This is a genomic window from Pseudomonas sp. lyk4-TYG-107, assembly GCF_030209055.1.
Classification (GTDB): Bacteria; Pseudomonadota; Gammaproteobacteria; order Pseudomonadales; family Pseudomonadaceae; genus Aquipseudomonas; species Aquipseudomonas putida_A.
This window is the reverse complement of the sequence record NZ_JARVST010000006.1, coordinates 242,453-266,921: the sequence shown is the minus strand read 5'-3', so window position 1 is coordinate 266,921 and position 24,469 is coordinate 242,453. Positions and strand designations below refer to the sequence as shown.

Below are 24,469 nucleotides of genomic sequence, written 5' to 3'. Positions count from 1 at the left end.
AATCGCAGCCTCGGCTGCGATTTTTGTATCTGAATCGAGGACATCCATGGACCGCTTCCAGGAAATGCAGATCTTCGCCACCGTGGCTCAGGAGCAAGGCTTCTCGGCGGCAGCGCGGCGTCTTGGCTTGTCCGCGGCCAGTGTCACCCGTGCGGTGGCGGCGCTGGAGCAGCGCATCGGTACACAGTTGCTGATTCGCACGACACGCACAGTGCACCTCAGCGAGGCCGGTCAGCGTTATCTGGAAGACTGTCGGAGAATTCTCGCCGAGGTGCAGGAAGCCGAGGATTCGGCGGCCGGCAGTCACGCCCAGCCCCGTGGGCAATTGACGGTGACCGCGCCGGTGTTGTTCGGTGAGTTGTTTGTCACGCCCCTGATGACCAGTTATCTGACGCAGTATCCAGATGTTTCGATTAATGCGCTGTTGGTCGATCGGGTGGTGAGCATGGTCGAGGAGGGCATCGATGTCGCGGTGCGCATTGGTGATCTGCCGGACAGCAACCAGCATGCGATTCGCGTGGGTGAGGTGCGTCGGGTCATTTGCGGCTCGCCCGAATATTTTGCCGAGTATGGCCGACCGGTTCATCCTCATGCGTTGGCGGGTGCGCCGGTGGTGGCGACTTCGGCCATTGGCCAGCAGCGCAATTGGCCGTTTCTCGACGCTGGCGAACCGCTCAGCGTGCGTCCTGAGCCGCGTCTGATCGTGACCGCCAATCAGGCAGCGATTACCGCAGCCTGCATGGGGCTGGGCTTGACCCGGGTGCTGTCTTATCAGGTCGCCAGCAAAATCGCGACCGGTGAGCTGGAAATCGTCCTCGCCGAATTTGAACTGCCGCCACTGCCGATCCATGTGGTGTATCAGGGCGGGCGCAAAGCGCCAGCGCGGATTCGCAGTTTTGTCGATTTCACCGCCGAGGCCTTGCGCGAACACCCTGCTTTGAAAGCACCCGCGTTATTGCGCCCAATGAAATAATCGATTGCAGTTACTGGTGATTCTGTTCTTTTCGCGATAAGGGGAAGATGGCCTCCATCGGCGCTCTCATTCCCGCAGCGGCGCCCCTGTTCAGCGGAGTCGACCATGCAAGCGATAAAACTCTACAACTTCCCGCGTTCCGGCCACGCCCATCGGGTGGAGCTGATGTTGTCACTGCTGCAACTGCCGACCGAACTGATCCTGGTCGATCTGGCCAAGGGTGAGCACAAGCAGGCACCGTATCTGGCAATCAACAGTTTCGGCCAGGTACCGGCGATTGACGACGGCGGCGTGGTGCTGGCCGACTCCAACGCGATTCTGGTGTATCTGGCGCTCAAGTACGGCAATGGCCGCTGGCTGCCGACCGATCCGGTCGCTGCAGCACGGGTGCAGCGCTGGTTGTCGGCCGCAGCAGGGCCGATTGCTTTCGGACCTGCTGCTGCACGATTGGTGACGGTGTTTGGCGCACAGTTGAATGCTGAAGAAGCGATCACCCGCGCGCACAACCTGCTCAAAGTGATGGAGGTGGAACTGGGCAAGAACACTTACCTGGCCGGCAGCGAACCCACCATCGCTGACGTGTCCGCCTACAGCTACATCGCCCATGCGCCGGAAGGCAACGTGTCGCTGGACGACTACGCCAACGTGCGTGCCTGGCTGGCGCGTGTCGAAGCCTTGCCCGGTTTTGTCGGCATGCCACGCACGGTCGCTGGTCTGCAAAAGACTGCCTGAGGTTCAGCCCTGATCTGATCGAGTTATCCACAATGCGCCGGCGGCGCGGGGAGATGCGTGATGGAACGTTCACCGTGGCACGCTGGCGAGCAACAACTGCAGGCCCATGTCGGCGTTGCCGAGCGCATGGAGGCCTTCGGCCGAAAAGTGATTCGTGACTGGATGCCGGATCAGCACCGCGCCTTTTATGAGCAGTTACCGTTCATGCTGCACGGCGCGGTCGATACCGACGGGCGTCCTTGGGCCAGTGTGCTCGAAGGCGCGCCGGGATTTGCGCATTCGCCTGATCCCGAGCACCTGCATTTCGCCAGCCAACCCGCTGCCGATGATCCGGCGCAATTGCGCAATGGCGAGCCGATCGGGTTGCTCGGCATTGAGTTGCATACCCGCCGCCGCAATCGCCTCAACGGTCATGTCGACAATCTGACCGTGCAGGGTTTCGAGGTGAGCGTGGATCAGGCTTTCGGCAACTGTCCGCAATACATTCAACTGCGCCAGTTCCAGCGCGTGCCGCTGAGCGATCCGCAGACGCGGCCAGCGCAGCACGGCGACGGTCTTGATGACGCAGCCAGAGCCATGATCGAAGGCGCCGATACCTTCTTTGTCGCCAGTTACGTCGATGCGGACGGACAACGTGCGGTGGATGTTTCCCATCGTGGCGGGCAGACCGGGTTTGTCCGGGTTGAAGGTAATCGCCTGACCATCCCGGATTTTGCCGGCAACCTGCACTTCAACACGCTCGGCAATCTGCTGCTCAATCCCAAGGCTGGCCTGCTGTTCATCGACTTTTCCACAGGCGATGTGCTGCAACTGAGCGGGCGGACCGAAATCATCCTCGACGGGCCGCAGATCGAAGCGTTCCAGGGCGCCGAGCGCCTGTGGACATTCGAGGTAGAGAAACTGGTGCGGCGCCCGGCGGCACTGGCCCTGCGCTGGCGCTTCGACGGCATGTCGCCCACCAGCCTGCTGACCGGCACCTGGGCCCAGGCCGATGCACGCTTGCAGGCCAAAGCCCTGGGTGACCGCTGGCGGCCGCTGCGGGTGACCCGTATCGAAAGGGAGAGCCAGCACATCCGTTCGATTTATCTGCAACCGGACGATGGCGCAGGGATGCCGGTGTTTCAGGCCGGCCAGCATCTGCCGCTGCGTTTCACTCTGGACGGTGAAACGCATATTCGCACTTACAGCCTGTCGAGTGCGCCATCGGATGATTTCCTGCGCATCAGTGTGAAACGCGAGGGCCTGGTTTCAGGCCACTTGCACCAGCAGGTCCGGGTCGGCGATGTCCTTGAGGCACGGGCGCCACAGGGGCACTTCACGGTGGCGCCGCTGGAACACCGGCCGCTGGTGCTGTTGGCGGCGGGGGTTGGTATCACGCCGTTGCTGTCGATGCTGCGTGAGGTGGTGTACCAAGGTCTGCGCACCCGGCGGATTCGGCCGACGTGGTTGCTGCAGAGTTCGCGTAGCCTGGCCGATCAGCCGTTTCGCGAGGAAATCGATCGCGTGCTGGAAAGTGCTGGCGATGCGGTACGGGTGATTCGCCTGCTCAGTCAGCCGGAAGCCGATGCGCACGAGGGCGAGGATTTCGACCGCCATGGGCGCATTGATCGGGCATTGCTGCGCGATCTGCTGGAGGTCGAGGATTACGACCAGATCGATTTTGCTGTCTGTGGCCCCGGCGCTTTTACCCAAAGTGTCTACGACAGTCTGCGCGAGCTGGACATTCGCGACGCGCGGATCCATGCCGAGACCTTCGGCCCGTCGACGCTCAAGCGACAGCCGGACCCGGATGCGCTGGTCATCGAGCAACCACCGGCGGCCATCACGTCAGTGCCGGTGATGTTCGAGCGTTCGGCCAAAGAGGCGCGCTGGCAGCCGGACGGCGGCAGTCTGCTGGAGCTCGCAGAAAGCCGTGGCCTGCGCCCCGAGTTCAGTTGCCGTGGAGGTTCGTGCGGCACCTGCAAGACACGTCTGGTCAGTGGCGCGGTGAATTATCCACAGCCACCTGCAGACCTGCCGGAAGCGGGGCAGGTGCTGATTTGTTGCGCGGTGCCGGCGCAGAGTGAGCAATTGCTGGTGCTGGATCTCTAACGGCTCATCTGAAATCACTACACCCCCCTGTGGGAGCGGGCTTGCTCGCGAAGGCGTCAGATCAGTCGACATCATTGTTTACTGAAAGACCGTTTTCGCGAGCAAGCCCGCTCCCACAGGGTGATGTGTTTCAGCAACGGGATCAGGCGTAAGACAGGTCTTTCTCTTCGAGCAACTCCTGATACAGCTCGGTCCACTTGCGGCCCATCTCGTCGGCGGTAAACAACTGCCGGTAACGCGTCTCGGCCTTTATGCCCATGGCTGCTGCGCGTTCGGGGTTTTCCCAGAGGCTGCGCATTGCCTCGCGAAACGCCTGAGGGTCGCTCGGTGGCACCACCAGCCCGGTTTCGTTGTGGATGTTGATGTAGCTGGTGCCGGTACCGATTTCGCTGGAGATCATTGGTTTGCCGTACATCGCGCCTTCGAGCAGCGAAATGCCGAACGCTTCGGAACGCAGATGCGACGGGAACACGATGGCGTAGCTCAGTTGCAGCAGGGCGACCTTGTCTTCATCGCCCAGGCGCCCGAGGAAGTGGATGTTACGCAGCCCCAGCGCAGCAGCCTGGGCGTGCAACTCCAGTTCCAGCGGCCCGGCACCGACGATCACCACCGGGTAGTCCACGTCCTTCAAGGCGTCGAGCAGGATGTGCAGACCTTTGTAATAACGCATGACCCCGACGAACAGGAAAAACTTATCCCCAAGCTGCTGGCGCCAGCGATTCATCCGTTCGCTGTCGGCCTGTGGATAACCGGCCTTGTTCAAACCGTATGGAATCACCCGGGTCTTGTTCTGAAACTGCTGCAGCACGTCGCTGGTGTGCAGGTAGTTCGGCGAGGCCGCGACAATCCGGTCGGCGCTGGCGAGGAAGCGGTTCATCAGCGGTCGGTAGAGTTTGAGCAGATGCTTCTGACGAATAATGTCCGAGTGGTAGGTCACCACGCTCGGTTTGTTCATGCCGCTGGCAAAGTGCACCAGGTCCATGAACGGCCACGGAAAGTGATAGTTGACCACATCGGCTTCGGCGGCCAGCTCGCGAAACTGTTTGAACACGCTCCAGGAAAACCCGGTGGAGGCGAACTGGATGTCGAGTCTGGCGCGATGCACTTCGTGTTGACCCAGTTGCACCACCGGCGGGGTCGGGTCGGCGCTGAGTGTCAGCACCTGGCCGTCGATACCGTGATGCGCACCGCTTTCGCACAGCTGAAATATCACCTGCTCGATACCGCCGACCGAGTCAGGCAAGTAGGTTTTGAAAAAATGAAGAACTCGCATTCAACCTCCCATGGCCTGGCGGTAAGCACCGGCCGTGGCCTGTGCGCAGCGCTGCCAGGAAAAAAGCCGCGCCCGCTGCAATCCGGCTTCTCGGCATGCTTGCCAATGCACCTGATCGTCGAGCAGACGGATCAGCGCGTCGCGCAAGCCGTCTGCATTGTCAGGTTCAATATAGTTGCCCGCGTCGCCCGCGACTTCCGGCATGGCCGAAGCGCGGGTGAGTAACACCGGCGTGCCGCTGGCCATCGCCTCCAACACCGGCAGGCCAAAGCCTTCGTATAACGAAGGAAAAATCAGCGCCCGGGCACCGGCCAACAGCTGGGCCAGGTGTTCATCGGGCAAGTAGCCGAGCAGGCACACATGCCCGCTTGCCAATGCCTGACGCAGTTCGGCGCTGAACTGTTCGCGCTGCCAGCCAGCCATGCCGACGATCAGCAGCGGAAAGCGTTGGCGCACGGCCTCCGGCAGCAAGGCATGGGCGCGCAGGGCCAGCCGCAGATTCTTGCGTGGCTCCAGCGTCCCGACACAGAGGAAATACTCCCGCGCCGTAACGGCATGGGCCTTGAGTACCGGGTCGATGGTGTGTGCGTCACGCGGATGAAAGCGCTCGGCCACGCCCAAGGGAGCGACCACGAAACGTTCAGCGGGCAGGCCGAAACAGCTTTGAGCTTCGTCGGCGATCGCTTGTGAATCGGTGACGATCACTTGTGCCTGCCGCACGCCGGTAGCCAGTCGGCGCTCGATCTCTTGCAAACGTGCCGGCGGCTGAGTTTCGGGGTAATGCAGGTGCGTCAGGTCGTGCAGGGTGATCACGGTCGGGCCGTCGAAGGCCAGTGGCCACAGACTCGGTTCGTGATACAGATCGATGCCATGCGCGCGCGCCTGATCGAAACGCTTTTGTTCCAGCCAGCGCCGCGCCTGATAAGCCCCGGGGATCTGCCGCAGCAGTGGCGTCAGGCGCGAATAACCGGGCATCGCCGCCTCCGGCAAGGCCGAACTCCAGCCCCAGCCGTGGAACAACTCAATTTCGATATCGGTATCGCTGCGCAACGCATTCACCAACTCGGCGACGTAATGGCCGATGCCGGTGCGCGGTGCCTGCAGGATCCGGGCATTAAGGGCAATGCGCATGCGGCCTCGCTGGCGCCAATGGCGCTTGCACTGCATTGCGTACGGTGCGCTCGGCCAGTTGCGCACTCGCCTCGTGCCAGTCGATCCAGCGCCAGTCCGCCACATCGCGAGCAGCGGGGAATTGGCCACTCTGCAGGAACCGCATGATCAAGTCAGCGAGGCTTTGCGGATCCTGCAAATCGAAATACGCCATGAATTCGCCGCCGATTTCGCGGAACACCGCAATGTCGCTGCCCATCGCCGGCAAACCACGCTGCATGGCTTCCACCAGCGGCAGGCCAAAGCCTTCGACAAACGAAGGGAATACCAGCGCACTGGCGTGGGCGTAGGCATGTTCGAGGCTGGTGTCGCTCAAGTCGTTGAACATGAACAGGCGGCGATTCAGTTCGGGATGACTGCGCACCCGGGCGAGCAGGGCGTCGCACTTCCAACCGATGCGCCCGGCGATGCACAGACGCGCCGGGGAGCCGGCGGTCCAGGCCCGTTCGAAGGCATCGAGCAGGTATGCGTGGTTCTTGCGCGGCTCAATGGTACTGACCATCAGGAACAGCGGCTCCGGTGTATTGAACAGCTGTTGCAGGCGCGGTTCGACGGTTTCCCCGGCGCTGTGCAGATCCAGTTCGGAACCGAGGTGAAAATAATCGAACCAGCGTTTTTCGGCCTGTACCGTGCCGATCCGTTGCTGCAGTTCGGCGCGCACCTGATCGCGTACCGTGGCGGAAATGGCCAGGTAGCCGTCGGCCGTGCGGGTGATCCAGTCGAACCATTCACTGAAGACCTGCACCAGCCGCGTGTCGTAGAACTGCGGGTGGGTCAGCGGTATCAAGTCGTAGATGACCGCGACAATACCGACACCCTCGCGCTTGAGCTGTTCGGCGTGGGAGAAAAAGTCCGAGTGCCAGGACGAATCCAGCAGCACCAGTTGGTCTCCGGGCTGATGCTGCAAGGGGGCACAGCGTTTTGGCAGTTGCTGGCGGTTGATCCGCTCGATCAGCCGCAGGGGTACGCCAAATGCCGCGAAAGCGCTCAGCCGATAGCCGACGTACAACAGGCGTCGTGGGGTTTTTGCCTGCAGGCGGCTGTCGAGGCGCTGATGCCATTGCCAGAAACGGTGCGCAAGGCGTTCCAGTCGTTCGCCGAATGTCGCAATGGCGTTGAACAGCGGCGCGTCCAGCGGGGCCAGGCGCGTGACCCGATAGAGCCGGCCCCTCAGCGAAATGACCGGCAGGCACTCGACATCACCCACCCGCTCCGGCAATTGCTTGATGACGTTGCGCACCACGCGTTGAATACCGGAGTTGATCTTCGGGTGTTTGAAGACGTGGGTGCACTCGACCAAGAGGCGGGTCATGGCGCACGCTCGGTCAGCGCTGCCTCGGTGTGAGGGGTGATCGTCGTCTTGGCATTGAGCCAGGAACAGCCGACGAAATCTTCCTGGCGGTTGTTGATCACGTGAAACACCAGACCGTAATCGCGCCATTCGAAGTTGCGGTCCAGATGCGAGTCCAGGCGCGACAGGCTCAACGATACCGAATAGTTGCCCTTGCCCAGCCCCATGACGAAGGCGAAGCGGTAAGTGAAGCGTTCGCCGGCGCGCAGATCGGTCAGGGCCTTGTTCAGGCGATGGGTGTTGATGCCATACATCATCTGGCCCAGACGATCCTTGAGGATGAAGCCGAGCACCAGCCGTTCAATGTCGCGGCGAACTTCGACCTGCACTTCCAGTACCACTGGCTGGCCGACCTCGGCAGCGTCGATGGCGCGATCGTGTTCGTCCAGCAGGCGCACACTCAGAATGCCTGCCTCGCCGGTGCCGGACACGGTCTGCACTTCGCCGCCGGCGAGCATTTCCTGACGCACGATCTGCCCTTCGCGTTCGGCCATCAGGGCGTTGTAATAGTCGAGCACCACTTCCGGCTTGTCGTACATGGCCATGTGGCCATCCTTGAGCAGGATCGCCGAATCGCAGATCGACTGGATGGCCGAGCGGTCGTGGGAGACGATCAGCAGGGTCGTGCCGGCCTTGCGGAAGCTGCGAATGCGTTCAAAGCTCTTGTGCTGAAAGTAGGCGTCGCCCACCGACAGGGCCTCGTCGACGATCAGAATGTCCGGACGCCGCGCGGTGGCGACGCTGAAGGCCAGGCGCATCTGCATGCCGCTGGAGTAGGTGCGCACGGGGTGGTCGATGGCTTCGCCGATTTCTGCGAAGTGTTCGATGTCAGGCATCAGCGCTTCGATTTCGCCAACCTGCAGGCCCAGCAACTGTCCGGCCATGATCGCGTTCTGGCGCCCGGTAAAGTCCGGGTGAAAACCCATGCCCAGCTCCAGCAATGCCGCTACGCGCCCTTCAATCTCGATTTTGCCGCAGGTGGGTTGAGTGGTACCGGTGATCATCTTCAGCAAAGTGCTTTTGCCCGCACCGTTGGCGCCGACGATACCCACGGCCTCGCCGGGGGCAATCTCGAAAGCGACATCCTGCAGCACCCAATGCTCGCGGTGGCGCACCGGGGAAAACGGGATCAGCCATTCCGCCAGACGGCTCCAGCGTGTCGGATACTGTTTATAAGCCTTGCCCAGGCCCGTTACGCGTATAAGTCCCATCAGAGTTCATCCACCATTTCACCGACGCGCTGGCGGAACAATCGCAGGGCGATCAGACACATCACCACCGCGACGATGAACACCGGTAAAAGCGAGTTCCAGACCGGCCATTGCCCATACAGGAACAGGTTCTGATAGCTGCCGATCAGGCTGGTCATCGGGTTGAGTTGCAGCAGCCGCTGGACCCACTCCGGGAGGATGGTGATCGGATACACGATCGGCGTCAGCCAGAACCAGAACTGCAGGCAGATGGCGAAGAGCTGGCCGACATCGCGAAAGAATACATTCAACACGCCGAGGATCATGCCCAGACCAGCGCAGAACAGCATCTGCAGCGCAATCAGGGGAATCAGCGCCAGGAGCGCCATACCGGGCCAACGCCCGCTGATTAATAGAAATCCAAGGAACAGGCCGATGATGATGGCGAAATTGATCGCCGCATTGCACAGCACGATCACCGGCAGGCAGATGCGGGGGAAGCTGATTTTCTTCAGCAGGTTGGCGTTATCCAGAAACATGGTCTGGCTGCGCAGGGTGATTTCCGAAAACATTCCCCAGGCGAGCAGCCCGGCGCAGAGATAGACACTGTAGGCCATGCTGTCATCCACGCCCGGCAGGCGGGCGCGCATGATGTGAGAAAAGATCACGGTGTAGACGATGATCATCGACAGTGGATTGAACACGGGCCACAAGGCGCCGAGCAGCGAATTGCGATAACGCGCTTGAAACTCTCGCTGTACGCTGCCGAGGATGAATCCTCGATAGCTGTAAAGCGAACGGTACAGGGAAAGCAGCATCAAACCGTCCTGCCGTATTGGTCTTCGAAGCGCACGATATCGTCTTCACCCAGGTATTCGCCGCTTTGCACTTCGATGATCACCAGGTCGATCACGCCGGGGTTTTCCAGGCGATGGCGATGGCCAGCGGCAATGAACGTCGATTCGTTCTTGGCCACCAGATGAGTGCCGGTACCGTTGTTGGTGACCTTGGCCATGCCTTCGACCACCACCCAGTGTTCGTTGCGGTGATGATGCATTTGCAGCGACAGCTTGCCGCCGGGCTTGACCACGATGCGCTTGATCTTGAAGCGCGGGCCTTCCTCGAGCACGGTGTAGGTGCCCCACGGACGGCTGACCGTGCGATGCAGGCGGTAGGCTTCGTGGGATTTGTCCTTGAGCTGTTTGGCAACGCGTCGCACATCCTGGGCGCGATCGGCATGGGCCACCAGCACCGCGTCGGCGGTGTCGACGATGATCAGGTTATCCACACCCACGGCGGCCACCAGCCGGCCTTCGCTCTGCACGAAGTTGTTGTGACTGTCGATGAACACCGCTTCGCCGCTGGCGCGATTGTTGTCGGCATCGGCCGGTACCAGCGCTGCCACGGCACCCCACGAACCGATGTCGCTCCAGTCGAAACCGGCGGGCACCACCACGACTTTCTCCGAGCGCTCCATCAAGGCGTAATCGATGGAGATGTCGGTGATTTCAGCAAACAGTGTCGGCGACAGTTCCTGTTGCAGACAGCCGACGGTTTCCACCGGGGCGCTGGCCTGCATGCAGGCGCGGGTCTGTTCCAGCAACTCTGGCGCGTGCAATTGCAGTTCGTTGATCAGGGTCGCGGTGGTGAAGCAGAACATGCCCGAGTTCCACAGGAAGTTGCCGCTTTCCAGGTAATGGGTGGCGGTCTGCAGGTCAGGCTTTTCCACGAAACGCTGTACTTTCGCTGCGCCTTTGGCGTCCAGCGGTGCGCCGGTTTCGATGTAGCCGAAGCCGGTTTCCGGGGCGGTCGGCAGCACACCGAAGGTCACCAGATAACCGTCCTTCGCCAGATTGACCGCGTGTTCGACGGCGCTCTTGAGCGCTTGCTGATTAACGATCAAATGGTCGGCGGGCATCACCACCATGATCGCGTTGTCGCCGTGCAGCGCCTGCAGCGATAGGGCGGCGGCGGCAATCGCCGGGGCGGTGTTGCGCCCGGTCGGCTCCAGCAGGAAGTGCCCGCGATGGCGCGACACATGGGCGGCGCAATAGTGATCCTTGCTCTGGAAGTAGTACTCGCGGTTGGTCACCGTGACGATGTCGCCCCAGCCGTCGAGCAGTGCTGCCGCCCGCTGGTAGGTCTTGCCGAGCAGCGACTGGCCGTCGGGCAGGGTCATGAACGGCTTGGGATGGCCCTCACGGGACACCGGCCACAGACGCGTACCGGCACCGCCGGACAGAATCACGGGAATGAGCATGACCTACTCCTTGGCGACGCGTTTCATGTCCGCATCCATCATCATGCGGATCAGGGTGTCCAGGTCGGTTTTCGGTTTCCAGCCCAGCACACGCTGCGCCTTGGCCGGGTTACCGAGCAGCACTTCGACTTCGGCCGGGCGGAAGAACGCCGGGTCGATCTTCACGTAGTCGCGGTAGTTGAGGCCAACGTGATCGAAGGCGATGCGGCACATCTCGCGCACGGTGGTGGTGACGCCGGTGGCGACCACGAAATCGTCAGGCTTGTCCTGTTGCAGCATCAGCCACATGGCTTCGACGTAGTCACCGGCAAAACCCCAGTCGCGTTTGGCGTCGATGTTGCCCAGGGCCAGTTCCTGCTGCTTGCCCTGCTTGATGCGGGCGGCGGCGTCGGTGACCTTGCGGGTGACGAACTCGATGCCGCGCAGCGGCGACTCGTGGTTGAACAGGATGCCGCTGCTGGCGTGCAGGTCGAAACTTTCGCGGTAGTTGACGGTGATCCAGTGACCGTAGAGTTTGGCCACGCCGTAGGGGCTGCGCGGGTAGAACGGGGTGTTCTCGTCCTGTTGTTCGGCCTGGATCAGACCGAACATTTCGCTGGTGGAGGCCTGATAGAAACGTGTGTGCGGGCTGAACTGGCGGATCGCTTCGAGCAAGTGGGTGACGCCCAGGCCATCGACGATGCCGGTGGTCACCGGCTGATTCCAGGAAGCGGCAACGAAGCTTTGTGCAGCGAGGTTGTAGACCTCGTCCGGCGCCGACTGAATGACTGCACGTTGTACCGAGCAGGCATCGGCCATGTCACCGTCCAGGTAGACGATGTCGCCTTCGACGCCCATCTCGCGCAAGCGCCAGCGCGAATCGCTGCTACGGCGTGCTACCAGGCCGTGAACCTTGTAACCCTTGTCGAGCAGCAACCTGGCCAGATATGCGCCGTCCTGGCCGGTGATCCCCGTGATCAGTGCACTTTTCATTGTTTTTTTACTCGCTGCTCCCAGTCGGACAGGATCGCCCGCAGGGATTGTTGTGTGGTGATTGCCGGTGCCCAGCCCGTGGTCTGGACCAGCTTTGCGTGACTGCCGCAAACGCGACGCTGATCGGCGCGCCGCATGCGTGCCGGATCCTGCACCAGTTGCACTTCGACCTGCGCCAGATCGCCCAACTGCTCGATCAGACTGCGGATGCTTTGTTCGCGGCCCGAGCAGATGTTGTAGACCTGCCCGGGTGTGCCTTTTTCCAGAAGGGCGAAATAAGCCGCGATCACATCGCCGACATCGAGGAAGTCGCGCGTGACGTCAATGTCGCCGACTTCCAGTCGTGCTGCCTGCAAGCCTTGCTTGATGCGGTTGATCTGGCGTGCGGCGCTGGCGATGACGAAGCTGTCTTTCTGTCCGGCGCCGATATGGTTGAACGGCCGCGCCACCAGCACCGGCCAGCCCTCACTCAGGCCCCATTGCAGGCTGAGAAACTCGGCCGAGAGCTTGCTCACCGCATAGGGGTTGCGCGGGCAGGGCGGTTGCAGTTCGGTGATGGGCAGGGCGCTCTCGTCGACTTGCCCATAGACGTCGCCAGAGCTGACATACAGGAAGGTCCCCCGAAATCCGCGGGCCTTGAGGGCCTGCAACAGATTGAGGGTACCCAGCAGATTGATCTCGAGCGTGCGGGCCGGGTCACGGAAGGCTTCAGGAACGAAGGTCTGACCAGCGAGGTGAATCACCGCGTCGGGCAATTGTGGCCACAGGTCGACGAGGCTCGCCGCTGACGTGAGATCGTAGGGTGCGATGGCAGGCAGCAGTTCCCACGTCGAGTCAGACTGGGACAGACGCGACTGGATATGTTGTCCCACGAACCCACTGAGGCCCGTGACGAACAGACGCTTTTTCAAACAGCGACCCCTTGGTCTTTAACATTCGCCACTTTCCCACAGGCTTTGAGGGGAAGTCTGTCAGGCCGCATGAAAAAGGCCGACAGGACGACAGGCGAAGTCGTTGTTGTAGTTGTTTGTTACCAATCTGTGCCAAATGCTTGGCAATTTCAACAGTGCAAACCGTGACTGGTCAGTTCTCGTCAGAGTAGACGGATTTATTCTCGCCGGGCGGTTCACGAATCCGCGACGGATGTGTTTAGAATGCCCCTCGTCGCGTTCAACAGGGGTTGTTCAGCCCCAGTCAGACCGACCACTAAAAACAAGAACAAAGACGGGCTGGAAGATGCAGGACGAGTGTCGGCATGCCGACCACGATTCAGCGCTTCGCCGTCATGGATTGAAGCAGCCGGGATGGCGGCTTCATCGTGGGATGCCATGAACTTCATTCTTTACTCGGACGTCAACGACCGTTCCATCAGCCAGAGTCTCGGACGTCCCGAATACAGTTACTACTTCGTGCTCAAGGCCTATCGCCCGGTGCTGGAAAGCCTTGGGCGGGTGCATGTGGTGTCCGCCATCACCGAGGTTGATCCGCTCTTTCGCCAATTGCGCGAGGTGGGCGAAGACAGCCTGTTTCTCTCCTTCACCCCGCCGCAAAATACGCCGACCGATCTTGAGTGTCCGACCCTGTGTGTGGTTGCCTGGGAGTTCGATTCGATCCCGGACGAGATCTGGGACAACGATCCGCGCCACGACTGGACGCAGATGCTGGCCCGACAAGGGCGGGTGATTACTCTGTCCAGCCATACTGCCCGGGCGATTCGCCGGGCGCTGGGCGAGGACTTTCCGGTACTGGTGTTGCCGACACCGTTGTGGGAGAACTTTGCGGCGATTCGTCAGCAGCAAGTTCCGGCGCCGGTCAATCCAGGCACGCCGCTGGCGATCAAGGGCTGCATTTTCGACAGCCGTACGCTGGCGCTCTCAGCCGATGACCTGCTGCCCAAACCACTGACCGCCGAGCAACTGGCCGCGATCGAGGCACAGCGACCTCCTCCGCTGACCGTCAAACGGCGCCTGGTCATCGCCCGGCACTACCTGCGCCAGTGGCGCCTGGATGCAGGCCGCGAACAGCAACAGCCGCGGGTGAAGTTTCTGCATCACTGGTATTGGGAGGGACTGCGTGATCTTTTCTCACGCAGGGCGCATGCCTGGCTGGAGCGACAGCTGCCGAGTATCGCCGGTCCACAGGCGGTGGCAGTGGTCGAACCGCCGCCGCTGGATCTGCCGGACACCACGTCGGTGGTCGACACCACGGTCGACGGTGTGGTCTACGTCACCGTGTTCAACCCCAAAGATGGCCGCAAGAACTGGCATCAACTGATCACCGCGTTTTGCTGGGCGTTTCGGGAAACGGCCGATGCGACGCTGGTGTTGAAAATCACCCAGAACGACCTGGCGTCTTACTACAGCGAATTAATGACCCTGTTGGCGCAGCTCTCACCCTTTGCCTGCAGGGTGGTGGTGTTGCACGGTTATCTGGATGACGCCCAGTACACCCGGCTTTACGCCGCTGCCAGTTACTACGTCAACGCCTCGCGCTGTGAGGGCCTCTGTCTGCCGTTGATGGAGTTCATGTCCAGTGGCAAACCGGTAATCGCCCCGGACCACACGGCCATGGAAGACTACATCGACGACAGCGTCGCCTTCGTGATCAAGTCCAGCGAAGAACCCGCCATCTGGCCGCAGGACTCGCGGCTGATTTACCGCACCCTGCGCCACCGCCCGGATTGGGCTTCGCTGAAACAAGCCTACGAAGACAGCTACCGCATGGCCAAAGACCAGCCGGAGCGGTACCGGCAGATGTCGGCGGCAGCGGTCGAGCGCATGCATGACTACTGCGCTTTTGCCCCCGTGCAAACGCGCATGGCGGAATTTTTCGGGCTTGCACCGCATCCCGCCAATGCTGCGTCAGTGACGGAAAACGCCTCATGCTGATCATCATTCATTCGGAAACCAACCAGCACACCATTGCACAGAATCTGGGGCGCTCGGAGTACAGCTATTACTTCGTGCTCAAGGAATATCGCCCGGTACTCGAGCGTCTCGGACGCGTGGTGGAAGTGGCCGATCCGCTGACCGAAGTCGACGCGCTTTACGAGGAATGCCGCGCCAGTGGCGAGCCGTGCGTCTTCCTGTCGTTCTCGCCGCCCCATCGCACGCCGGTACACCTGATGTGTCCGACTTTGCCGGTGTTTGCGTGGGAGTTCAGCACCATCCCCAATGAGCCGTTTGCCGGTGAGCCGCGCAACGACTGGCGCACGGTGCTGCAGGCTTGCGGAGCGGCGATCACCCATTCCAGCTACACCGTCAACGCGGTGCGCGAGGCAATGGACAGCGATTACCCGATCGTCGCGGTGCCTGCGCCGGTATGGGATCGCTTTGCCGCCCGCGGTGCGCCGTTGCAGGGCCAGCCACCGAATGGACCGGTACGGTTGAAGATCAAGGGATTGGTGGCCGACAGTCGCAAACTTGACTTGAACGCATTCGCCCCCCGGCCTTTGCGCACGGGCAAGGGACTCGATTTCCATGCGCCGGTCAGGGAGCAGGAGTTGCTGCTCGACGGCGTGGTCTACACCTCAGTGTTCAATCCCGGCGATGGGCGCAAGAACTGGGAGGACATGCTCAGTGCATTCTGCGTGACGTTCCGCGAGGTCGAGGACGCAACGCTCGTGCTGAAACTGACGCACCACGATGCCGAAGAAGCGCTGAGCGACATCCTCCACCACCTGTACAAGAATCAGTCCTACCGCTGCCGGATCGTGCTGATCTACGGCTACCTCGCGGACGCCGATTATGAGCGCCTGGTGCAGGCGACCCGCTATGTGGTCAACACGTCCTACGGCGAGGGCCAGTGCCTGCCGTTGATGGAATTCATGTCCTGCGGCAAACCGGCGGTGGCGCCGCGTACGACGGCAATGATCGATTACCTGAGTGCCGACAATGCCTTTCTGATCGACTCCACCGACGAGCTCACGGCCTGGCCGCATGACCCGCGCAAGGCCTTCCGCACCCTGCGTTATGTGACTAACTGGACGTCTTTGTGCACGGCCTATCGCGCCAGCTATGCGGTCGCCAAAGACGATCCGCAACGTTATGCACAGATGGCCGCTCAGGCGGTGAGCAGCCTGCAGGATTTCTGCAGTCAGGCAGTGGCCGAGCAGCGGTTGCAGGTGTTTCTGGGGCAGTTGTTCGAACGCCGGGTTGCCGCAGACCCCGAGATGCGCGGGGCATGAACAGCAAACGGATCATGGACATCGAGGTACTGCGCGCGATCGCGGTGCTCGGTGTGCTGTTTCATCACCTGCAGGGCAGCCTGTTCACCGACACCGTGCCGCTGCTGCAAACAGTCCACCATTGGGCGCAGTCCTGGTGGGGCGTTGACCTGTTTTTTGCGATTTCCGGATTTGTCATCGCCCGCAGCCTGATCCCCGCTCTGCAAGGCTGCACGAGCCGTCGACAGTGCTGGGAGCAGACACGCAATTTCTGGCTGCGCCGGGCCTTTCGTTTGTTGCCCTCGGCCTGGCTGTGGCTGGCGCTGATGTTGCTGGCCTGTGTCTTGCTCAATCGCTCAGGTGCGTTCGGCACGCTGCACGCCAACCTGCAGGCAACGCTGGCCGGGGTGTTGCAGTACGCCAATTTCCGTTTTGCCGACAGTTTCTTTCAGTACGAATACGGCAGCAGTTTCGTCTACTGGAGCCTGGCGCTGGAGGAGCAGTTCTACTTGCTGTTCCCGCTGCTGATTGTCGTGTGTCGCCGACATCTGGGCTGGGTATTGCTGGCGCTGGTCGCGGTGCAACTGTTCACGTTGCGCACGCCCTTGCTGATGGTGGTGCGCACCGATGCCCTGGCCCTCGGCGTATTGCTGGCGATGTGGAGCGCGCAGCCGGGTTATTCCCGTTGGGAACCGAGGTTCCTGCGGCGGCCGTGGGCCGGCGTTTCGGTACTGATTGTGCTGGCGATGCTGCTGAGCTACATGGCCACCGACCGCTTCACGTTCGTCTCTTACCGCATCGGCTCGATCGCCATGCTCAGCGCGCTGCTGGTGTGGATTGCCTCGTACAACCGCGATTACCTGCTGCCGCGCGGAAGGTTGCAACGGCTGATGGCGTGGATCGGCAGCCGTTCCTACGGCATCTACCTGATCCATATTCCGGCCTATCTGCTGGTCCGTGAATTGATCTTCCGCTTGCAGGACGCGGGGCTGCCCAGTCCGGCCGGGCACCCGATTCTCACGGTGCTGATCGCCGGCGGTCTGATCGCGCTGCTCAGCGAATTGAATTACCGATTCATCGAAATGCCGATGCGCAATCGCGGCGCCGCGCTGGTGCGCCGCCTCGGTACGTCGCGAACCGCCGTCCCATCCTCTGGAGCTACCTCATGCTGAGCCTTTTGAAGAAACTCACGGCAACGTCTCCCGCACCGGTTGCTGTGCCATCTGCCGCCGACAAGGTTGATCCGTACATGCTCGGCCTGTACGACGCAAAGCTCAGTGGCTGGTTCAATCAAGAGACCGACGAGCTGTTCACAGGCTTTCGGGTGAGCGCCGATGACACGTTGCTCGATGTCGGCTGTGGCGACGGCGGTAATGTGCACTTCTGCGGCATGCGCGGGGCGAAGATCATCATTGCCGACATCGACGCGGCCAAAGTCGAGGCCACCCGCCAGCGTCTGAGCGATACCCCGGCACGCAGCGTCGAATGCCACGTGACCGACTGCAACCCGCTGCCGATTGCCGATGCCACCGCCACCCGCGTGGTCTCCACCGAAGTCATCGAGCATGTCGACGATCCGGCGCAATTTCTCGCCGAACTGGTGCGGGTCGGCAAGCCGGGAGCGCTGTACCTGCTGAGCGTGCCGCATCCCAGCTCGGAAGATTTGCAGAAAGACATTGCCTCGCCGGATTATTTCCAGAAACCCAACCACATTCGCATCATCAGCGAAGAGCAGTTCAAGGCGATGGTCAGTGACGCCGGGCTGGAGATCATCAGCCACAGTCAATACGGCTTTTACTGGTCGATGTGGATGCTGTTGTTCTGGGAAGCCAAGGTCGAATTCAGTAACCCCGATCACCCGTTGCTCGAGCATTGGGCCAATACCTGGCAAGCGGTGCTCGATTCGCCCCGTGGTGCACAGATCAAGCAGGCGCTGGACGCGGTGGTGGCGAAGAGTCAGGTGATCATTGCCCGCAAGCCCTGAGTGCTTTTGTGTAACCTTGCAGCCTGATGTCTCAGGGATCTGCAAGGTATGCGCGTTATCGTCGGGTTGTCGGCCATGCTGGCGGTGTTGTTGCTCTGTGCTTGTGAACGACAGGACGCAGCGCCACTCGATCAGCAACTCTACGTCTGGCAACGGCAATGGACGTCCGCCCATGAGCTCGCGCTGAAAGACAGCCGCAGCGACTTTTCGACCCTGCGCGTGTTGGCCTTGCAGGCATTCCCCAGTGACGGCTGGCATCGGGCGCGGATCGATGCGCCGTTGCTCAAGCACGATGGCCGGCCTCTGATCGCGGTGATTCGTCTCGACGGTCAGCTCAAAAGTCTGGATCAGTCACAGATCACGGCGCAGATTCTTCAGGTTGTCGCCGACTGGCAGGCGCAGGGACTGACCCTGAGTGGCGTCGAGATCGATCATGACGCGGGTAATGCGCGTCTGCCGGAATACATCGAGTTCCTCACACATCTGCGTTCCGCGTTGCCCGCATCGTTGCCGCTGAGCATCACCGCGCTGCCGGCGTGGCTCGGCAGTTCACAGCTGCCGGCGTTGTTGGCCACAGTCGACAGCAGCGTACTGCAGGTGCACGCCGTCAGCGATCCGCGACGCGGCTTGTTCGACCCCGAGCAGGCTCGGCGCTGGGCCAGCGCCTGGGGCAAAATCAGCAGCAAATCGTTCTATCTGGCGCTGCCGGCCTATGGCGTGGCGCTGCTGCCGGATGCCGACGGTGCCCCGGTGGTGGAAAGCGAAGTACCGATCGAACGTGAAGGGCAACGCCGGGAACTGCTCGCCGATCCGTTGCAACTGAGCCGACTTGCAAAAGCGCTGCGCGAGGACCCGCCGGAACATCTGGCCGGGCTGATCTGGTTTCGCCTGCCGCTGGCCAATGATCGTCGGGCCTGGAGCCTGACCACGTTGCGCGCCGTGGCCCGCGGCGATGCGTTGAGCAGCCAACTCGGTCTGGCGTTCAGCGACCACGCTGGCCTGCAGGACATCGCCCTGCGCAATGTCGGAAACCTCGACAGTGCCTGGCCCGCACGGATCATCGTCAAGGCCAGCGCTTGCGAAGGCGCCGATGCGCTCGCCGGTTACTCGTTGCAACAGAGCGCGGATCTGCTTACCTTCACCCGCCTGCGCGACGGTCGTTTGCCGGCGGGTGGACAACGCGCCATCGGTTGGGCGCGCTGTGCATTTATTGATCAAGGAGGTTCGCATGTTGACCCGTAACTGGCCCCGCCATCTGCTCTGCCTGAGCCTCAGCCTGCCGCTGGGTTCGGCGTTGGCCTGCGGCCCGGACTTCCCGATGCGCCTGCTCGACAATCGCGGGCAAACCCTGGCCGATTTGCCGGAGGGCAACTTCAACTTCGAGATCAGCCGCCTCGGCAAGACCATTGCCGGGCTGAAGAACGTCACCGCTGCGACGCACAATCCCGACGACATGTACGGCGACGCAAGCGAGCCTGCTGCGCTGCGCGAAAAAGCCGAGCAGGTCGGTCTGAGCGCCGAACAACAGGCGCTGGTCAAGCAACTGCGTGGCCTGACCGATGCGCGTCAGGTCGAGGCGCAGGGCGCCAGTCTGCCGGCGGAAATCCGTTTGTACGTGGCCGGCGCGGTGGCGTTTGCCACTGGCGATCATCCGCTGGCGATCGAATACTTCAACAAAGTGCTGGCACTGCCGGCCGATCAGCGCCCGCTGCGCAGCACCTGGGCGGCGTATTCCCTGGGCCGTGCCTGGTTTGCCACGAGTGCCGAGGCGGGCGATGTCATCGAAGTGCTGGAGGACGCACGTGGGGCCTTCCGTCAGGCTCGACAACTGAGCATCGATGGCTTCAGTGATCCGCTGGAACTCGGTGTGGCCAGCCTCGGTGAAGAGGCGCGGGTGCTGCGCAACGCCGGCGACTGGAACGGCGCCATCGAACTGTATGAAGCGCAGAACCTGCACGGTTCGGCCGTGGGTTACACCTCGCTGAAACAACTGATGAATGAGCTGGCCGAACTGCCCGAGCCGCAACTGGCCAAGTTGCTGGAGCGCAAAGCCGTGCAGCAACTGGTTACCGCTTCGTTGATCAGCCGCATGGGTTGGTCATTCGACGAGCAACCGCCGAATGAGAAGAAACTCATCAAGCTGCTGCAGGACAGCACCCGTGGCAGCCTGGAAAACGCCGATCGGCTGGCGGCGATGAACTATCAACAGGGTGATTACGCCAGCGCCAAGGCCTTCCTTGAAAACGCCGGTGACGGCGGATTGGCGTGGTGGCTGCGGGCCAAGCTGGCAGTGCGTGACGGCGATAAAAATGCCGCGGCTGCCGCCTATGCCAAAGCCGCGCAGGCGTTCCCGCAGAGCGAAGATTGGGGCTACCGGCGCACCCCTGACTGGGACTTCGAAACCGTCCAGCCGAAATGCCGGGTCGAGGGCGAAAGTGCGATTCTGGCGCTGCAACGTGGCGAATACCTGCAAGCGTTTGTGCAGTTGTATCGCAGCAACAGCATTTACTGGTTCGACGCGGCGACGGTGGCCGAGCGCGTGCTGACGGTCGATGAGCTCAAACGCTATGTCGATGACAACGTGCCGGCGCCCCCAGCGCTGACCCAGCAGCAGCGCGACAACTACGTGCCGCTGCCGGTCGCCGCCAGCCTGCGCAATCTGCTGGGGCGACGCTTGCTGCGTGAAGGGCATTACGAGGAAGCGGTCGGCTATTTCGACAATCCCGATCTGCAGCACAAGGCCCGTCTGTACGGCGAGCAACGGATGAAGGCTGACGCTGCGTGGTGGCCGAGCAAACGCGCCAGTGCCTTGTACAACGCGGCGTGGACCGCGCGTGAATGGGGCATGGACATTCTCGGCTACGAGATGGCGCCGGACTACGCCACGTTTGGCGGCAACTACAGCCTGGAAAACACCGAGCTGAAGGTCGGGCCGCTGGTGGCCGAGGCTGAAGTGCAGCGCCAGAAGGCCAGTGAAGCGCAGCCGGATGAGCGTTATCACTACCGTTTTGTCGCCACCGCGCTGGCCAGTCGGGCCGCGGATAATTTGCCGCACACCAGTCAGGCGTTTGCGGCGGTGTTGTGTAACGCTGCGGGTTTCAACAGCAGCCTGGAAGAGCAGAGCGCGCTGTATCGGCGTTATGTCAATGAAGGCGCGTACGTGCCGTGGGCGGTGGACTTCGGTAATCAGTGCCCCTATCCGGATTTCGAAAACGCCGACAAGCGTTACGTCACCCAAGTGACCGACGCTGTGCGCAATTCGTTGCGTCCGTACAAGTGGCCGGTGGTCGGTGTCCTGCTGTTAATCAGTGCTGGCGTGCTGGTGTTGTTCAGTCGTCGGCGCAAGTCCCGCAAACCCTAGGCCTGCTGGATAAACGTCAGGCGTACGGCGAAGCCGATCAGCAGGCTGCCGAACAGCCATTGCTGAACGCGTTGGGCGGTTGGACTGTGTTGCAGCCAACGGCCCAGCGCCGCGCCGGTCAGGGCATAGGCACTGTCGAACAGCAGCCCGATGCCCACCAGCAACGCGCCGAGGGTGGCAAACTGGGTCAGCACTGCTGCGCCGTCATTGACGATGAATTGTGGCAACAGCACCGAGCAGAACAGCAAGGCCTTGGGATTGAGCAGATTGGTCAGCAGGCCACGGCGAATCGCCTCGCGCCATTGTCCTTGGGTGTCAGTTACGGCAGCCGTATTCAGGTTCGGCAGCAGGCTGCTGCGCAGGCATTGAATGCCGATCCACAGCAGGTACGCCGCACCGGCCAGGCGCACCAGATCAAACGTCCACGGCGCCGCCTTGAACAGCGCCGCCAGACCCAATGCCGCCAATGCCACGTGACAGCCCCGGGCGATCGCCAGGCCAACGGCGGTTGCCAGCGCCGCACCGCGACCCTGGCGGGCACCGGTTTGCAGCAACAGAATCATGTCCGGGCCGGGCAACAGGAAGACCACCGCCAATGCCAGAAAAAACAGCCAGAAACTCGTCATGTCGCAGCCCTTTCGTTATCGATTCGGTGAGCAAAGTCTATGGCGCAAGGGCGGGGCAGGTGCTTGCGAAGTCAGCTTCAAAAACCCTTGGGATTGGCATAACCTGCTTTCTTTTTGTGCCTTGACCAGCAGGATCTGCCAAAGATGAAACTCGACGCTTTTGATCGCAAGATTCTCGCTGCCTTGCAGCGTAACGGACGGCTGAGCAATGTCGAGCTGGCGGACGAGATCGGCCTGTCGGCGTCACCTTGCTTGCGCCGGGTGCGGATGCTGGAGGAGGCCGGGGTGATTCGTGGCTACCAGGCCAACCTCGATCGCGATGAAGTGGGACTGGGGCTGACGGTGTTTGTCGGGGTCAAGGTCGAGCGCCACAACGATGAGCAGGCCGAAGCCTTTTACACAGCGGTCACGGCGCTGCCGGAAGTGATCTCGGCGTTTCTGGTGTCGGGGGAGTCGGACTTTCTGTTGCAGGTGGTGGTGCCGGACCTGCGCGCATACGACCGCTTTCTCAGCGGCTGCCTGCTGAAGCTGCCGGGGGTGAGTGACATTCGCAGCAACTTTGCGATTCACACGGTGAAGACGCCGGGGGCGTTGCCGTTGGGGCATCTTCCGCTGTAGAGCGGGTTGCTCCTTTCGCGAGCAGGCTCGCTCCCACATTGGAATGTGATCGAATGTGAGAGCGAGCCTGCTCGCGAAGAGGTTGGCGGTCGATGGTTACATCTGCGTCGCCATCCCCTCGACATTCATCGCCGCCTGACGCAGCGCCTCGGAGCGGGTCGGGTGCGGATGGCAAGTCAGCGCGATATCTTCGGCAGACGCACTGAACTCCATGGCCACGCAGTATTCACCGATCATTTCACTGACGCTCGGTCCGACCAGGTGCACGCCGAGGATCTCGTCCGTGCGTTCGTCGGCGAGGACTTTGGCGAAGCCTTCGGTCTCATGGTTGATCTTGGCCCGGCTGTTGGCGGTGAACGGGAATTTACCGACTTTATAGGTGCGCCCTTCAGCCTTGAGCTGCTCCTCGGTCTTGCCGACGCTGGCCAGCTCGGGCCGGGTGTAGATGACATTGGGGATCAGCCCGTAATTGACCTCGCCGGCCTTGCCGACGATCTGTTCCACGCAGGCCATCGCTTCGTCTTCGGCCTTGTGCGCGAGCATCGGCCCGGATGTCACGTCACCGATTACCCAGACGCCGGAGGCTTCGGTACGGTGCTGGCGGTTGGCGAGCATGCCGCGCTTGTCGGTGCTCAGACCGACGTTCTCCAGGCCCAGGCCTTTGGTGTACGGGCGCCGGCCGATCGCGACCAGCACGTAGTCGGCTTCCAGTAACTCGGCGCTGCCACCGGCGGCGGGTTCGACGCTGAGCTGCACGCCATTGGCCGAAGTCGTGGCGCTGGTAACTTTGGAACTTAGCTTGAAGCTGATGCCTTGCTTGCTCAGCGCACGCTGCAAGGTTTTGCCGGCCTCGCCATCAACACCCGGGCAGATGCGGTCGAGGTATTCGACCACCGTCACTTGGGCGCCGAGGCGGCGCCAGACCGAACCCAGCTCCAGGCCGATCACCCCGGCGCCGATTACTACCAGATGCTTGGGCACTTCACCCAGCGACAGCGCGCCGGTGGAGTCGAGGATGCGTTGATTGTCGATCTCGACGCCGGGCAGGGGCGTGGGTTCGGAGCCGGTAGCGATGATGATGTCCTTGGCGCTCAGCTCGGTTTTGTTGCCTTGATCGTCGGTCACCGTGACTTTGCCCGGGCCGTCGATGTGACCCCAGCCTTTGATCCAGTCGACCTTGTTTTTGCGAAACAGAAACTCGATGCCTTTGGTCAGGCCGCTGACGCTCTCGTCTTTCTGTTTCATCATTTGCGCGAGGTTGAGCGTGGGTTTGACCTCGATCCCGAGGTTGGCGAATTCCGCACCCATGGCCGCGTCGTACAGCTCCGAGGCATGCAGCAGGGCCTTGGACGGCATGCAGCCGACGTTCAGGCAAGTGCCGCCGAGGGTGGCGCGGCCTTCCACGCAGGCTGCCTTCAGGCCCAGCTGGCCGGCGCGGATCGCCGCGTTATAACCACCGGGGCCGCCGCCCAGAATGACCACGTCGTAGTTGCTCATGCTGTTGCTCCTCGTTGGGGATGCGGATCGCTAAAAGTAGTCGGTCGATAAAATTACGAACGTAATATGTGCGTTTCCGGACATTTCGGTCAAGGCTTCAGGCAAGCGACAGGTTGCGCATCTTTAGATAAGCGAATTTGTGTACGAATATTTCACGCTTTTCGTTATATCGTAACGATAAGACCGGTGAATCAATGGCTTTGGGG

General features: G+C 61.7%; 20 protein-coding genes. 10 read left to right on the top strand and 10 right to left on the bottom strand.

The window, feature by feature from the left end; translation table 11 throughout:
- Window positions 1–46: 46 nt before the first annotated feature.
- The 3 genes from QRN61_RS06930 to QRN61_RS06920 all read left to right on the top strand — a co-directional run bounded on the left by QRN61_RS06930 (window position 47) and on the right by QRN61_RS06920 (window position 3,796).
- Entirely contained in the window at window positions 47–973 is a 927-nt protein-coding gene (locus tag QRN61_RS06930) for a LysR family transcriptional regulator (RefSeq protein WP_285373470.1), read from the top strand.
- 105 nt (window positions 974–1,078) lie between these two features.
- Complete coding sequence (locus QRN61_RS06925; RefSeq protein ID WP_285373469.1) at window positions 1,079–1,705, top strand: glutathione S-transferase family protein; 627 nt, start codon at window positions 1,079–1,081, stop codon at window positions 1,703–1,705.
- 60 nt (window positions 1,706–1,765) lie between these two features.
- Complete coding sequence (locus tag QRN61_RS06920; RefSeq protein ID WP_285373468.1) at window positions 1,766–3,796, top strand: pyridoxamine 5'-phosphate oxidase family protein; 2,031 nt, start codon at window positions 1,766–1,768, stop codon at window positions 3,794–3,796.
- Between the two features lie 142 nt (window positions 3,797–3,938).
- On the opposite strand, the gene QRN61_RS06915 is transcribed toward QRN61_RS06920, so the two are convergent.
- The 8 genes from QRN61_RS06915 to QRN61_RS06880 are packed head-to-tail and all read right to left on the bottom strand — an operon-like array spanning window position 3,939 to window position 12,923.
- Complete coding sequence (locus QRN61_RS06915) at window positions 3,939–5,069, bottom strand: glycosyltransferase family 4 protein (protein ID WP_285373467.1); 1,131 nt, start codon at window positions 5,067–5,069, stop codon at window positions 3,939–3,941.
- On the bottom strand, window positions 5,070–6,200 hold the full coding sequence (locus tag QRN61_RS06910; RefSeq protein WP_285373466.1) for a glycosyltransferase family 4 protein: 1,131 nt from the start codon (window positions 6,198–6,200) through the stop codon (window positions 5,070–5,072).
- Window positions 6,184–7,551, bottom strand: a complete 1,368-nt coding sequence (locus QRN61_RS06905) for a glycosyltransferase family 4 protein (RefSeq protein ID WP_223007067.1) — start codon at window positions 7,549–7,551, stop codon at window positions 6,184–6,186. Before QRN61_RS06905 ends, QRN61_RS06910 begins: the two co-directional genes overlap by 17 nt.
- Window positions 7,548–8,801: an ABC transporter ATP-binding protein gene (locus tag QRN61_RS06900; RefSeq protein ID WP_134785058.1), complete on the bottom strand. Its 1,254-nt coding sequence runs from the start codon at window positions 8,799–8,801 to the stop codon at window positions 7,548–7,550. The genes QRN61_RS06905 and QRN61_RS06900 overlap by 4 nt, the downstream gene beginning before the upstream one ends.
- Window positions 8,801–9,598 carry an ABC transporter permease gene (locus tag QRN61_RS06895; RefSeq protein WP_027610305.1) on the bottom strand — a complete coding sequence of 266 codons (798 nt, stop codon included), beginning with the start codon at window positions 9,596–9,598 and terminating at the stop codon, window positions 8,801–8,803. Before QRN61_RS06895 ends, QRN61_RS06900 begins: the two co-directional genes overlap by 1 nt.
- On the bottom strand, window positions 9,598–11,040 hold the full coding sequence (locus QRN61_RS06890) for a mannose-1-phosphate guanylyltransferase/mannose-6-phosphate isomerase (protein WP_285373465.1): 1,443 nt from the start codon (window positions 11,038–11,040) through the stop codon (window positions 9,598–9,600). Before QRN61_RS06890 ends, QRN61_RS06895 begins: the two co-directional genes overlap by 1 nt.
- Window positions 11,041–11,043: 3 nt before the next feature.
- Entirely contained in the window at window positions 11,044–12,012 is a 969-nt protein-coding gene (gene gmd, locus QRN61_RS06885; RefSeq protein WP_027610307.1) for a GDP-mannose 4,6-dehydratase, read from the bottom strand.
- Window positions 12,009–12,923 (bottom strand): GDP-mannose 4,6-dehydratase, encoded by a 915-nt coding sequence (locus QRN61_RS06880; RefSeq protein ID WP_285373464.1) that lies wholly within the window; start codon window positions 12,921–12,923, stop codon window positions 12,009–12,011. Before QRN61_RS06880 ends, gmd begins: the two co-directional genes overlap by 4 nt.
- 417 nt (window positions 12,924–13,340) lie before the next feature.
- Between QRN61_RS06880 and QRN61_RS06875 the strand changes: the two genes are divergently transcribed.
- The 6 genes from QRN61_RS06875 to QRN61_RS06850 are packed head-to-tail and all read left to right on the top strand — an operon-like array spanning window position 13,341 to window position 21,522.
- On the top strand, window positions 13,341–14,900 hold the full coding sequence (locus QRN61_RS06875; RefSeq protein ID WP_285373463.1) for a glycosyltransferase: 1,560 nt from the start codon (window positions 13,341–13,343) through the stop codon (window positions 14,898–14,900).
- Entirely contained in the window at window positions 14,894–16,198 is a 1,305-nt protein-coding gene (locus QRN61_RS06870) for a glycosyltransferase (RefSeq protein ID WP_210556254.1), read from the top strand. Before QRN61_RS06875 ends, QRN61_RS06870 begins: the two co-directional genes overlap by 7 nt.
- Entirely contained in the window at window positions 16,195–17,349 is a 1,155-nt protein-coding gene (locus QRN61_RS06865; RefSeq protein WP_285373462.1) for an acyltransferase family protein, read from the top strand. The genes QRN61_RS06870 and QRN61_RS06865 overlap by 4 nt, the downstream gene beginning before the upstream one ends.
- Window positions 17,343–18,161 (top strand): class I SAM-dependent methyltransferase, encoded by an 819-nt coding sequence (locus QRN61_RS06860; protein ID WP_027610312.1) that lies wholly within the window; start codon window positions 17,343–17,345, stop codon window positions 18,159–18,161. Before QRN61_RS06865 ends, QRN61_RS06860 begins: the two co-directional genes overlap by 7 nt.
- A gap of 48 nt (window positions 18,162–18,209) precedes the next feature.
- Entirely contained in the window at window positions 18,210–19,403 is a 1,194-nt protein-coding gene (locus QRN61_RS06855; RefSeq protein ID WP_285373461.1) for a DUF3142 domain-containing protein, read from the top strand.
- Window positions 19,390–21,522: a hypothetical protein gene (locus tag QRN61_RS06850; RefSeq protein WP_285373460.1), complete on the top strand. Its 2,133-nt coding sequence runs from the start codon at window positions 19,390–19,392 to the stop codon at window positions 21,520–21,522. The genes QRN61_RS06855 and QRN61_RS06850 overlap by 14 nt, the downstream gene beginning before the upstream one ends.
- On the opposite strand, the gene QRN61_RS06845 is transcribed toward QRN61_RS06850, so the two are convergent.
- Window positions 21,519–22,148, bottom strand: coding sequence for a LysE family translocator (locus QRN61_RS06845; RefSeq protein ID WP_097090246.1), 630 nt, complete (start codon window positions 22,146–22,148; stop codon window positions 21,519–21,521). The genes QRN61_RS06850 and QRN61_RS06845 overlap by 4 nt on opposite strands.
- 144 nt (window positions 22,149–22,292) lie before the next feature.
- Between QRN61_RS06845 and QRN61_RS06840 the strand changes: the two genes are divergently transcribed.
- Entirely contained in the window at window positions 22,293–22,766 is a 474-nt protein-coding gene (locus tag QRN61_RS06840; RefSeq protein ID WP_141126007.1) for an Lrp/AsnC family transcriptional regulator, read from the top strand.
- Between the two features lie 96 nt (window positions 22,767–22,862).
- Here the strand turns inward: QRN61_RS06840 and lpdA are convergent, their stop codons facing one another.
- A complete protein-coding gene (gene lpdA / locus QRN61_RS06835) occupies window positions 22,863–24,263 on the bottom strand; it encodes a dihydrolipoyl dehydrogenase (RefSeq protein WP_285373459.1) in 1,401 nt (466 codons plus the stop codon).
- Between the last annotated feature and the right edge of the window lie 206 nt (window positions 24,264–24,469).